This window comes from Aquimarina sp. MMG015 (genome assembly GCF_018100855.1).
Classification (GTDB): domain Bacteria; phylum Bacteroidota; class Bacteroidia; order Flavobacteriales; family Flavobacteriaceae; genus Aquimarina; species Aquimarina latercula.
In genome coordinates, this window is record NZ_JAGJEB010000004.1 from 411,954 (window position 1) to 425,350 (window position 13,397).

Below are 13,397 nucleotides of genomic sequence, written 5' to 3' on the forward strand. Positions count from 1 at the left end.
ATGGTTGAGCAAATAACAAAAAAAATGTTAACTACTAAAATTTGGGGCGTTAATTTTCTGACATTTCACCTCGCAATGAGGTTTCATAAATGGTTTTGAGGACTTTAAGAGGTAATTTTTCTCCTAGTAAATACATTAGTTTCGCTATTGCTGCCTCTGTTGTTATGTCTTTTCCTGATATAACTCCTACCTTTTTTAACGCAACGCTAGTATCATACTTCCCCATTTCCACACTTCCACCTACACATTGTGTCACATTTATTACAGGTTTTCCTTGTTTTATCTGTTCAGAAATAATATCCAAAAACCAAGATTTCGTCGTTGTATTTCCTGACCCATAAGTCTCAATAATTGCTCCTTTTATCGATTCTGAAGAAAAAATACCCTGTAAGATGGCTTCATTTATTCCAGGAAACATCTTAATCACTACAATATTATTATCAAAATGTGTATGATATACCATTTTCTTTCTACGATTAGTTACTCGTAAAAAAGAAGTGTTCACTTTTAAATGCACTCCAGATTCCACTAATGTAGGATAATTAAGAGATTGGAACGCCTTAAAATGCTCCGCATTTATTTTTGTGGTTCTATTTGCTCTAAGCAATTTATACTCAAAATACAGTCCTACCTCTGTCACTACAGGCTTTCCTTTTTTTTGTAAAGCTGCTATCTGCACTGCAGTAATTAAGTTTTCTTTAGCGTCTGTTCGAAGATCACCAATTGGTAATTGTGATCCCGTGAATATAATTGGTTTCCCAAGATTTTCGAACATAAAACTTATGGCAGAAGCCGTATAAGACATCGTATCACTACCATGTAGTACCACAAATCCATCATACATTTCATAATTACTATTTATAATACCACCTAATTCTTTCCAACGCTCTACATCCATGTCGGAAGAATCAATTGGCTCTTTGAAACTTTTAGTTTCAATATTACAATCTAGCTGTTTTAATTCGGGTATTTTTAGCAGTAGCTCATCAAAATCAAAAGCAACTAAAGCTCCTGTTTCGAAATTTTTAACCATACCAATAGTACCTCCAGTATAAATCAATAAAATATTTGGTGAATTCTTCATTGCAAAACCTCCATTTGTTGGTCTGACAAATGAACAAAAATAAAATTAAAACACATTCACTATATACCGAATATATCCTTGGAGTTTTTGGTTGTTATGCTTGCTATTTCTTCTGGTGACTTCTTATAAACATCGCATAATTTTTCTACAACTTGAACTAAATAAGAACTCTCATTTCGTTTACCTCGATATGGAACTGGTGCTAAATAAGGGGCATCTGTTTCTAGAACAATATGTTCTAAAGGAAATTCATTTAAGAATTTATCAATTTTTCCATTTTTAAAAGTCACAACACCTCCAATACCTAATTTCATATTATATCCTATTGCACGTCTGGCATCATCAATTGTACCAGTAAAACAATGAAAAATCCCAAACAAATCTTCGCCTTTCTCGGATTCTAAGACCTCGAAGACTTCTTCAAAAGCTTCTCTACAATGAATAACTATTGGCAGTTTATATTTTTTAGCTAATTGAATTTGAGATCTAAATGATTCTTGTTGTTGTTTAATAAAAGTTTTATCCCAATATAAGTCTATACCTATTTCTCCTACAGCATAAAACTTTCGATCACCCTCGTTATCCAAACGTTTTTTTATCTCTTCTTCTACATGTTGAAGTTCTTCTTTGTAATTTTCTTTAACATGAGTTGGATGCAACCCCATCATTAAAAATACATTATTAGGATATTTTTTTTCAATATCATACATGGATTGGGTGTATCCCGAATCAATAGCTGGCACAAAAAAACGTTCTACTCCTGCAGAAATTGCTCTTTGCATCATTTGATCTTGATCTTCTTCAAAAGACTCACTATAAATATGGGTATGCGTATCGGTAAGTATCATGCCGCAAAAATAACCAAAATTTACACAAAGAATTTTGCATAATTACAATTAAAGCATGCTACGATTTAAAAACGAATACATAGTAAATTAAATCATATTTGTTTAAGCAACTCTTGGGCTTTCTGATAATCTTCGGCTTCATTAGGTAATTGTTTCAATAGTGACTTACATTGATCTTTTTCTCCTTGTTTCAATTGGTTCAAAGCCTCAAACCAAATCGCTTTATACCTATATACAGACTTCCCATTTTGTAATTTACCAAAAACCTCGGAAGCTTTTTTATATTTATCCTGTTCTACTAAGGTAATCCCTAAATAAAAATTATACTCAGAATTATCAATATCATTTTTCAATAACTCAGAAAGATGTATCTCTGCTTCTGAATACTCTGCAGAATTAAATGCATCTTCAGCTTTTTTAATCAACTCATCATCAACACCTCTCTCTGTGATTGATAGTTCCGGAATTGATACAAAATCATTATATGAGGAACCCGTTTTCACAAAAGTATACACACCTAAAAGAATTGCTAAACTTGCCGCCACAGCATATCCCCAAGAAGGAATTTTTAATACCTTGGTTTCTTTTTGAGTTTGTTTCTTTTCAAAAAATGATTCTCCTATACTTTTTAGATTATTTTCCAAATCAGCTCTTTCTTCATCAGCATTAACGTTAGCTTCTAAATAAGAGCTCCATCGTTTATAAAGTCTAAATTCTTCAGCTACAGATTTATCTTGCTCTAAGATTTTAGAAAATATTTCTTGCTCTTCTACAGAAAGCTCATTGTTAATTTTACCTTCAAAAAGCTCGTATTTTTTTTCTGGGGTCATAACAAGTTTTTTATTTTATTATACTTAGGAGAGCTTTGCATCATTTTTGTTAATTGACCGATACATAGAGATTTTTTCTTTCTGACATACCCATAAGATTGCCCTAATTTTTCAGCAACTTTTTCCATTGATTTTATAGAAAACGTTGCTTTTAACAATTCTTTACAAGCATTTCCTAATTCGTTAAATATCTCTGCAAAAAGTGCATTCTTAGCTTCAAAAATCATTGTTTCTTCTACATACTGCATGTTCTCATCATTTATAGATACAACCTCTTCGTTAATTGTTACCTTATTTACAGAATTCTTTTTTAGTTCATTAAGCCATTTTCTCTTGCAGAGCAAAAAGAAATACGCATCAAAGGGACAAGTAAGTATTAATTTCTTTTCTCTAGCCTGATTATATATTGTAATCAACGTTTCCTGAATGATGTCCTGAGCATTGGAATCATCTCCACTATTCTTTTTTATATAGTTAACGACTTTTGGTGCAAATTTTTGATACACCTCTTTAAGCACGATACTATCATTATCCAAGAGCGCTTGTATATATTTTTGATCTGAATGTGCCTGGTTTTTTTCCATAAACGATTTGTCTGGACAACTAAATTAAAAAAGTTTTTAAGAAAAAGGGTAACAAAAAATCAATGGTGTTGATATGAAGATGTAAACAATAAAAATAAGAAAGTCCGAAACGGATATTAAAAACAAAAAACATGAAAACAAATAGTACAACAATTACTTTACTGAAAAATAGTAAGAAAGTAAAACAGACAATGACTCATTTTTTATTCTTGGGGTTCTCTATTTTGCTATTGGCCAGTTGTAGTAAAAATGATGATAATGACATTATCATTACGCAACCAATTTTAGGAGGATTAGAATTACAAACTGAAATATTAGAAAATAGAGAAGACGCTTTACAAAGTTTTACCTTAAACTCTGGAGGTGCTGGAGAAGTATATGGAGAAGACGGTACCATTTTATATTTTCCTGCTAACAGTTTTTTAGACCAAAATGGAGATCCGGTAACAGGAGTAGTAGATATAGAATTAATTGAAATCTATAACAAAGCAAAAATGTTACTTACTAAAATGCCAACTAATGGAAAACGTCCTAATGGAGATGTAGAAACACTGGTGTCAGGTGGAGAGTTTTACATAAACGCAACTCAAAATGGAGAACAATTAGAACTTGCTAATGACTTTATGCTTTTTGCTCCAGCAGATGAATTTGATGAGGATATGAGAATATTTAATGGTGAAGATAATGACTGCGATGGTGAAAATTTAGAATGTGATATTGTATGGGAAGAAGATGAGCAAGCAGGTTTAGAACCAATGCAAAGAGAAGGTCCTAATGGGCAAGGAGTAAGCGGATATGGAGGTTTTCTTAGTAATTTTGGATGGACAAATATTGATCGTTGGTATAATGATCCAAGGCCAAAAACAATGCTACAAGTTGATGTGCCAGAAGGTTTTGACAACACCAATAGCAACGTATATGTATCCTATGATGGAGAACCTACTGCGCTAGCCTTATTAGACATCTATGATCCAGAAACAGGTCTTTTTTCTGAGCATTACGGATTAATCCCTATAGGCTTAGAAGTTCACATTATTTTCGTATCCGTTCAAGATGACCAGTATGTTTATGCAATCCAAGGAACTACTATAGAGGAAAATCACTTAGAAATAATTGGAACTACAAATACTGGAACTGAAGCAACATTAGTTGCATTAATAAACGATCTCCCGTAAAAAACTCACACTGGAATATGCATATTAGGTAATGGGGGTTACAGCAAATTTCAGCAAAAATTCCGGAAGGGTTTACTTTCCGGAATTTTAATTCACTAAGGATATAAACTTAAGTGATTTAACTTTTTGTTTATCTTTATTAACACTAACAAAAAATCATGAACAAATCTGCGGCTTTAATATTCATTATATTTTTTCATTTTTTCTGTAATGGACAAACAATAATTAATGACACTATCGCCAGAATAGCTCCAATATCTCACGAAATACAGGGCAATCAAGTAATTTATGGAGCAAAAATGCCCGTTCTTAATCAAATCGCTGGTGCACCAAAAGCCTTTTACACCTATTATTGGGAATTTGGTGATGGCACGTATAGTTTTAAAGAAAAACCAACACACTCGTACAAAAAGAAGGAAACCTATACAGTTAAACTATGGGCTACTAATAATTATGACAATGGAAAACCGCCAATTAGTAGACCGAAATCTGTAACAATTACGGAGACAGAAGATGAAGTTTCCATTGAAAATACATCTCCGTTTAAAGAAGATCAAGATTTAATATTAAAACGAAATCGTGAACCAATTCCTAATCAAGAAATGGTGTTTATCACTAGTTATAAAAACAATAACAATTATGCTTCTAGCGGAAAGCTTTACTTATTTTACAATGACCGTCAATTTAAAAATGATAATTTTATATTAGAAGATACTCGGTTACATCATGGAGAACGAATTACACCATTAGATCTTATTTCATCTAATCTTCCTGAAAATGATAGCCATACTTTTTTAGCGTCTAATAATACTTCTTTTTTGTATAACAAAACTCTTGTTACACAGGACACCACTAAACGAAAAAATCTACCGCTTACATTAGAAGAATCAAAAGCTTTATATCGAAATTATCAAATAATAGAATTTGACAACATGAAACCTGGAGAGGAACGAAATATTTTCCGAACATTGCAAACCACTCCAGAAATGATTAAAGACACTAGTGCAATTGTCACATTAAGAAGTGTCTATGTTCCTGATAATAACTTTGATAACCATACTGTAAAAGACACTGAAATGGAAATTGTCACTTCACATGACCCTAATAAAATGTCTTCTAATGGCTGGTTAATGAATTATCGATTAGTAAGGTTTAAAAAGCTAAAACTCAAAGTACGATTTCAGAATAACGGAGAAGGTCCTGCTAATACTATTAAATTAAAAGTTGACACTCCAGAAATGTTTGACAAGTCTACTTTAAAAATAGATAGCATGTATCCCGAATGTCCAATTTGTCCAAAAGAACGGGAGGTGAACTACAGCTGCTTAGATACGATTCTAAAAAAGGATAAAATTATTTTTCAATTTAATAAAATCTACCTTCCTGGAAGTGAGCAAAAAAACGTAGAGGAGATTGACTCCACCAAAGGTTTTGTAAAGTACTCTATGAAGTTTGGTAAGAATTTTCATAAAAAAAAGACCCGAAGCAGAACAGCAATATATTTCGATAAAAATGAACCTATTATTACCAATTATGCCACCACTAGATTCTCTCCAGGAATTTCTATCGGAGCAAAAGCCGGTTACATCTTAGTTCCTGAATTAAATAGACAGAGAGAATACTTCGTTGGTGCAACGCTATCGCCATTTAAATCCTACCGAATGTACTATCAGGCAGAATTATTATTTTCTTCTGCTTCTTATGATGATATCCAAAATTTTGAAACTAATACCATAAATCCAGATGGATCCAGAAACTTAGTAAGATTTTCAGAATTAAATCAATTTAACAATATATCTATATACGCCGTACCAGGATCGATTAGATACAATTTTAATAATTATCTAGCAATGGGTGCTGGTTTACAATTAAAATTAGATATGACCAGCAGTAATGACCAAGAAACCACAGGAGAAGCTTTTATTATCGGCAACAACGGAGATCTCAACCCTAATCCAGATCTAAACTCTTTTGTAGAAAACACTATAGATGATAGTTTCACAAATCTACAAACAGGAGTATTCCTAGGTATGAATATCGGAGCTGTTCGTATCGGCCCCAGTATTGGAATTCGATATGTTTATAATTTTGATACTCCAAACTCTCAAATTCAATTCTATGGAATTTGGAAGTTTTAGAAGCATCATTTTAATTTTTGTTTTATTGTACTTTGGAGATTCTGCAGCTTATTCACAGCAAAAAAACAAAACTTCGGATTTTTTATACCATCAATTAGACCAATTCCTTTCGGATCCTACCGCTTCTAATTTAAATAGACTAACTAAAATAATTAATTCAAAAGAAAACCAACTACAGACTACCGAAGATAAATTAGCCTGGGTTATAACCAATACGAATATCGGTTACTATAAGACCCATTTTAACAATCTATCTGGCGCAATAGTCCATTATGAAAAAGCCTGGAAAGCTTTTCAAGATAACAACATTAAAAACTATGATATTGTTGAAAACTGTCTACAACCTTTAGGAAATTTATATCTTAAAATTGGTGATTTACAAAAAGCAAAAAATACAATAACAAGCTATTTATATTTAGCAGAACAGCAACAAAATTTGCCTCAGATAATTTCAGCGATTACAAACTTATCTATCGCATACAACAATCAAAGTAATTATCAACAAGCTATAACCATACTCCAAAAAGGAGAAAAACTTGATTCTAAAAACGTAAACATCCTAATCAATTTAGCAACGAATTACTTAGGTATTAACGAACCAGAGAAAGCCCAAAGCTATGCCTTAAAAGTAATAGCTATTGATCCTTCGCAAACTAATGCTTATCAACTATTAGCAGCAATCGCGTTGGAAAATAACGACATACATAATGCTCAGCATTATATAAATAAAGCAAAAATTCAACTATTAGAACAATCAAATACCACAACTAGAGATCTTGCAAAATTACAATTAGCTTTTGTAGATATTTTACTTTCTAAATCTTCATTTACCGAAGCAATAGAAATTATAAAAGAAATTTACAGTATTCTTTTACCTACATATTCTAAAAAAACTGATATCCCTAAAAAAAACCATCTTATAGCGGACAGAATTCTACTTAAAACTCTTGATGTACAAGCATATATTTACGAACGGTTAAACAAACCTATTTTTGCAATTGAGTCTTATGAAGCTGCTTTCATAGTAAATTCTAAATTAAACACAGTATATCCATTACAGGACACAAAAATAATTCAGCACAGTCAAAATCGAAATCGGACGGAACAGTATATAGATATTTTATATTCTTTGTATAGGAAAACCAAAAACATTAAACATATACATAGAGCATTTGAAGCAGCTGATAATTCTAAAGCACCTTTTGTAAACGAAGCACAACTATCAAAACAATTGCTATCCGCATATAAAAATGATTCTTTAGTAAAGAAAAACAAACAACTAACATATCAACTTGCATCCTACGAAACCAGTATCTTACAAGAAAAACAACAAGCTGATAACGCTGATATTGAAAAAATTCAAAAATGGACCAATCTACATAACAATAAATCTATTAAGCTTAAGGAATTAAACACCATATTAAAAGAAAAATACCCCGAACTATTACCCCCTCATAACACCATATCTATTCAAAAACTCCAAGAAAAGCTAAAACAAGATGATATTACTTTAATCGAATATTTTTTCGGAAAAGAAACCACATATCAGTTTAGAATTGATGCTCACTCTATCAGTTTACAAAAAATTGGTAATAGTGAAAATTTTAGAAAAACTATTAAAAGTTACATTTCCTATTTTAATACCCCTTCAGCTATTAACGATGATGTGATTTCATTTTCAGAAAGCAGTTTTAATGTGTATAAAATTTTAAAAATCCCAAGTTCTAAAAGAATACTAGTTGTTCCTGATGGATTGTTAAATTTCATTCCTTTTGAAACATTACTTACTAAAAAAACAAGTTCTTTTAGTTTTCAAAACATGCCATTTTTATTAAAATCTAGTGTTTTGGTTTATGAAAACTCCGCCAGTAAATACGTGAGGTCTATTAAAAACACAAACAACGATAGAAGCATATTAGGGATATTTCCTGTTTTTGAAAAAACCAACCTAGAACTTCCCTTCTCAATAAAAGAGCAACAATATATTGAACAAAAATTTAATGGTACTTTTCTCAAAAAAGAGAATGCGACCTATACAAATTTTCTCAATAAATCAAAAAGTCATACTATTTTACACCTATCAACCCATGCTGAAGCTGGAAATTTTTCTAGACCTGCTTCTATACAATTTAGAAATCAAAACATCCCGGTAAATCAATTATATGGACTAGCATTAGAAACAGACTTAGTTGTTCTTAGTGCTTGCGAAACTGGCATAGGTACTCTAATTTCGGGAGAAGGACCTTTGAGTATCGGTAGAGGATTTCAATATGCAGGAGTTCCTAATGTATTATTTTCACTATGGAAGGTTAATGACAAAACTACTTCTGAACTCATGAACTATTTTTACCAAAAACTATACGCTACTAATTCGAACGCAGAAGGATTACATAACGCAAAATTAGACTATCTCAATTCTAAAAAAATCTCTAATATTCAAAAATCACCGTATTACTGGGCTGCATTCATTTATTATGGTGCATACCAGACTCCAACCTCAACCAATTATAACTGGATTTGGATAACAGGTATTTTCTTATTAATTATACTATTTTTGTTTGCGATCCGACAAAAAATAAAATGACTACACTACGCCAATTCCTAATTAACAAAGAATATCAACGTATCAGACTTGTATACACCAAAACAAATCATTTTGAGGTAAAAGCAAAGCTTAATGGTATAGAAGGAAATTTTATTTTAGATACGGGAGCGTCTAATTCATGTGTAGGTTTTGATGCTGTGGAAAAATTTAATCTTTTTGCTCAAGATAGTGATGTAAAAGCAGCTGGTGCTGGCGCGACCGATATGGTTACTCAACTTTCTAAAAAAAACACATTACAATTAGGCAAATGGTCAAAAAACAATGTTTCCCTTGTTTTATTTGACCTAACACATGTAAATACTGCTTTAACCGCTCATCAAGCCGAACCTGTTGATGGAATAATTGGCGCTGATATTTTAAAAAAAGGAAAAGCAGTAATTGATTACGAAAGAAAGTGCGTATACTTAAAATAACCTACCATTCCACTTATTAGATCATTTTTCTCTACTACATATTTGTCTGGTTAGCTTAACCGATCTTCCTAAACTTTCTTAAAACAAGAATACACTCCTAAGTATTTTTCACCACAAAGAATTGCTTAATAGGATTTTTTTAAATTCAGGTGATTCTACGTATACCATATTTTTTATTCTTCACATAACTTTGATTCAAAGGGAAAATTACAACTATCTATTTATGAAAACAATTCTCATCGGAGCATTTCCAATTTGCCTATCTATCTACAAATATCTTTCTGAAAATGAAATGTTAAGCGCTATCTGTTTTGAAGAGTTGGTAGGACAAAATTCAAACAATTTTTGGTCCAATTCCATACAAAATGAAGGATATGAAACATATAGAATTGACAAACAAAATATTCATACAGATTTTAGAGAATGGTTAAAAAATAAAAATCCTGATTTAGTATTAGTTTGTGGTTTTTCTATTAAGGTCCCCGAAGATATTTTGGCAATTCCAACATACGGGTTCTTAAATGTACATTTTGGGAAATTACCTGAAAATAAAGGCCCTGATCCATTATTCTGGTCTATAAAACAAGGAAAAAAACAAACTGCAATTACAATTCATCAAATGAATAAGGATTGGGATACTGGTAAAATTCTATTAGAACAACCTATTCCTATAATTCCCGGCGAAACGTTGGGAATGGCTAATTCTAAAATGAGTTATATGCTTGATGGACTTATTAAAAAAGGAATTCAGCTGGTAAGTGATATTAAAAACTTTAAACCTCAACCTACAAAAGAAATTACGTATTACAATAGGCCTTCAGAGAAGGATACCACAATATCTTGGGAGACACAAACTGCTGACGAAATAGAAAATCTGGTGAATGCTTGTAATCCCAAATATGGTGGAGCAACCACCTACTACCAAGGATCACCGATAAAAATAATAGAAGTTTCTCCTGTGGATAGTCAACCCTTATTAGGCAAAACCGCCGGTGAGATCATACATGCACATCCTCAAGAAGGACTATATGTATACTGCAAATACGGGAAAATATTAAGAATAAATATAATCAGCTCGGATGCAGGTATTTTATCTGGAGTAAAATTCGTTCATCTCGGAGTGCGACAGGGGCATTATTTCAACAACAATATAGCATACAAACAGCGTAGTGTTGTCTCATAAACAACAACTATATAACAGACAATAATCAAACCAAATTATTAATCTTAAATCAATTCAATATGGAAGGATATACTTCAGAAATACGCTTATGGGGGCCAAATTGGGCTCCAAGAAACTGGGCACTTTGTAATGGTCAATTATTATCCATCGCTCAGAACACAGCATTGTTTTCTTTAATAGGAACTATCTATGGAGGGGATGGGAGAACTTCTTTTGCATTACCGGACTTGAGAGGTCGCGTACCAATTGGTCCTGGTCAAGGAATAGGATTATCTCTACGCCGAGAAGGACAAAAAGGGGGAACAGAAATTAACACATTGAATGTGACACAAATTCCATCACATACTCATGGTGTGATCATTAACAATCCAGGAGAAATCGCTATACCTGTTAATACATCGTCTGGAGATGAAGATGAATCGAATCCTGGAGCAGGAGTTTTAGCAAATACTGGAGCAGACAATTATGCAAGTTCGCCAACAGCAAATGCTAGTTATGCCGGTGCCAATATCCCTGTATCCGGATCACAAATTGATATCGGAAATACCGGTGGGAATCAGTCAATTAATAACATGCAACCATATCTGGGGGTTAATTACGTCATATGTCTTCAGGGAACTTTTCCGTCTAGAAGCTAATCTTTAAAACTTTAAGAAATCATGGAAGGATACATTTCAGAAATTCGTTTATGGGGTCCCAACTGGGCTCCAAGAAGTTGGGCCTTGTGTCATGGACAACTATTACCAGTCTCGCAGAATAATGCTTTATTTTCTTTGATAGGAACTATCTATGGCGGGGATGGCAGAACTACATTTGCACTACCAGATTTAAGAGGACGAGTACCGATAGGGCCAGGAAATGGACCAGGATTATCTCCGTATAGCGAAGGACAAACGGGTGGTACCGAAATAAACACATTGAATGTTACTCAATTACCAATTCATACACATAATGTAATTATTAATAATGCTGGAGAAATAGCAATCCCTGTTAATACCACGTCAGGAGATGAAGATGAATCAAACCCTGGAGCAGGAATTTTAGCAAATACCGGAGCTGACAATTATGCAAGTTCTCCAACAGCAAATGCTAGCTATGCCGGTGCTAATATCCCTATATCCGGATCACAAATTGATATTGGAAATACTGGTGGAAGTCGACCTATTGGGAACATACAGCCCTTTTTAGGTTTAAACTACATTATATGTCTTCAAGGAATTTACCCTTCCAGAAGCTAATCATTAAAAAAAGAGAATATTCCCTGTTCTCTTTTTTTTGCTTAACTTGTTTCAAAGAATTTTTCTAAAATTATTTATGTAACAAAACTACTAACGAATGAAACCAATCTTAAATATTGCAAAATTACCTTTAATCTTTATCTTATTATTTTCAATTAATTCTAGAGCTCAAATTCAGGATGGAACTATCGATGATCCAGGTGATATTGCTTTTGTAGGGTATAATGACAATCCAGATGGATTTTCTTTTGTCTTTTTAGATGATTGCCCTGACGGCACTACAATTAGATTTACGGATGAAGAGTGGACAGGAACCGCGTTTGCCACCCCGACCGGAGAAGGAGAAGTTCTGTGGACAAATAATACTGGAAGCATTATATCTTCCGGAACAGTAATCAACATAGAAAACGCCAATGATGAGATATTAATATCTACGAATCTAGGAACTGCATCAGAAATAGAAGGAGGTTTTGGAACAGCAGTTATTGATGAGCTTTTTGCTTTTACAGGTACCAGAGCAGCCCCAGGTGTGTTTTTATCATTCATAGGAGATATTCTTGGAAATTCATTAGCTGGTACAGGATTAACTAATGGAGTAAATGCACAAATCATTGTTAATGAAGGATATTATTCAGGAACTACATCTTGCAATGGAACAATTGCAGAATGTGCAGCGATGATTAATAATTCTTCGAATTGGACTTTCGGAACTTTTACGTTTCCAACAATGGTTCCAGGTTCTTTTACAGGTACTGCTTTTGGAGGCTGTTCGGATCCAGATGTACCTACAGTTACTTTCTTACCTGCTACGGTTTGTAATGGTAGTAACGCTACTTTAAATATTTCTGGTAATTTAAATGACGCAACACAATGGGTAGTATATACTGGTTCATGTGGCGGAGCACAAATTGGCACCACATCAACGGCTTCAATTATAGTTACTCCCACTTCGCCTTCAACAACATATTTTATAAGAGGAGAAGGTGGTTGTGTAACACCTGGATCGTGTGGCTCTGTTTCCGTTACAGTGAATAATCAAGATGATGCTTCTTTTAGTTACAGTGCGAGTGCGTATTGCGCGAGTGATGCGGATCCTACTCCAACAATTACTGGACTTACAGGTGGAACATTCTCTTCTACCGCTGGTTTAAGTATCAATACTTCTACTGGACAAATTGATGTATCTGCTTCAAGTCCTAATACATATACGGTAACGTATACAACCGCAGGAACTTGCCCGAACTCATCGAATGCTTCTGTAACCATCAACGCATTGGATGATGCGTCTTTTAGCTATGG

General features: G+C 33.2%; 11 protein-coding genes and 1 pseudogene. 8 read left to right on the forward strand and 4 right to left on the reverse strand.

The genetic code is table 11. The features are described 5' to 3' along the window. Nucleotides 1–49 precede the first annotated feature (49 nt). From J8L88_RS10655 to J8L88_RS10670, 4 genes are all read right to left on the reverse strand, one after another. Nucleotides 50–1,084, reverse strand: a complete 1,035-nt coding sequence (locus J8L88_RS10655) for an asparaginase (RefSeq protein WP_027393375.1) — start codon at nucleotides 1,082–1,084, stop codon at nucleotides 50–52. Nucleotides 1,085–1,143: 59 nt separating this feature from the next. Continuing rightward, nucleotides 1,144–1,932, reverse strand: a complete 789-nt coding sequence (locus tag J8L88_RS10660) for a TatD family hydrolase (protein ID WP_027393374.1) — start codon at nucleotides 1,930–1,932, stop codon at nucleotides 1,144–1,146. A gap of 92 nt (nucleotides 1,933–2,024) precedes the next feature. Further along, nucleotides 2,025–2,762, reverse strand: coding sequence for a tol-pal system YbgF family protein (locus tag J8L88_RS10665; RefSeq protein ID WP_027393373.1), 738 nt, complete (start codon nucleotides 2,760–2,762; stop codon nucleotides 2,025–2,027). Continuing rightward, a complete protein-coding gene (locus J8L88_RS10670) occupies nucleotides 2,759–3,346 on the reverse strand; it encodes an RNA polymerase sigma factor (protein ID WP_211060712.1) in 588 nt (195 codons plus the stop codon). The genes J8L88_RS10665 and J8L88_RS10670 overlap by 4 nt, the downstream gene beginning before the upstream one ends. Before the next feature lie 131 nt (nucleotides 3,347–3,477). On the opposite strand from J8L88_RS10670, the gene J8L88_RS10675 reads away from it, so the two are divergent. The 8 genes and pseudogenes from J8L88_RS10675 to J8L88_RS10710 all read left to right on the forward strand — a co-directional run. Beyond that, a complete protein-coding gene (locus tag J8L88_RS10675; protein ID WP_211060713.1) occupies nucleotides 3,478–4,521 on the forward strand; it encodes a hypothetical protein in 1,044 nt (347 codons plus the stop codon). A 158-nt stretch (nucleotides 4,522–4,679) separates the two neighbouring features. Beyond that, nucleotides 4,680–6,659 carry a PKD domain-containing protein gene (locus J8L88_RS10680; protein ID WP_211060714.1) on the forward strand — a complete coding sequence of 660 codons (1,980 nt, stop codon included), beginning with the start codon at nucleotides 4,680–4,682 and terminating at the stop codon, nucleotides 6,657–6,659. Next, nucleotides 6,640–9,243, forward strand: a complete 2,604-nt coding sequence (locus J8L88_RS10685) for a CHAT domain-containing protein (RefSeq protein ID WP_211060715.1) — start codon at nucleotides 6,640–6,642, stop codon at nucleotides 9,241–9,243. Before J8L88_RS10680 ends, J8L88_RS10685 begins: the two co-directional genes overlap by 20 nt. Continuing rightward, complete coding sequence (locus J8L88_RS10690) at nucleotides 9,240–9,677, forward strand: retropepsin-like aspartic protease (protein WP_027393368.1); 438 nt, start codon at nucleotides 9,240–9,242, stop codon at nucleotides 9,675–9,677. The genes J8L88_RS10685 and J8L88_RS10690 overlap by 4 nt, the downstream gene beginning before the upstream one ends. A 223-nt stretch (nucleotides 9,678–9,900) precedes the next feature. Further along, the gene (locus J8L88_RS10695; protein WP_211060716.1) at nucleotides 9,901–10,860 is read left to right on the forward strand and encodes a methionyl-tRNA formyltransferase; all 960 of its coding nucleotides are present in this window, start codon (nucleotides 9,901–9,903) and stop codon (nucleotides 10,858–10,860) included. A 59-nt stretch (nucleotides 10,861–10,919) separates the two neighbouring features. Continuing rightward, the gene (locus tag J8L88_RS10700) at nucleotides 10,920–11,498 is read left to right on the forward strand and encodes a phage tail protein (protein ID WP_211060717.1); all 579 of its coding nucleotides are present in this window, start codon (nucleotides 10,920–10,922) and stop codon (nucleotides 11,496–11,498) included. Between the two features lie 21 nt (nucleotides 11,499–11,519). Further along, on the forward strand, nucleotides 11,520–12,098 hold the full coding sequence (locus tag J8L88_RS10705) for a phage tail protein (protein ID WP_211060718.1): 579 nt from the start codon (nucleotides 11,520–11,522) through the stop codon (nucleotides 12,096–12,098). Between the two features lie 97 nt (nucleotides 12,099–12,195). Then, nucleotides 12,196–13,397 (forward strand): annotated as a pseudogene (locus tag J8L88_RS10710) (hypothetical protein); the annotation flags it as partial.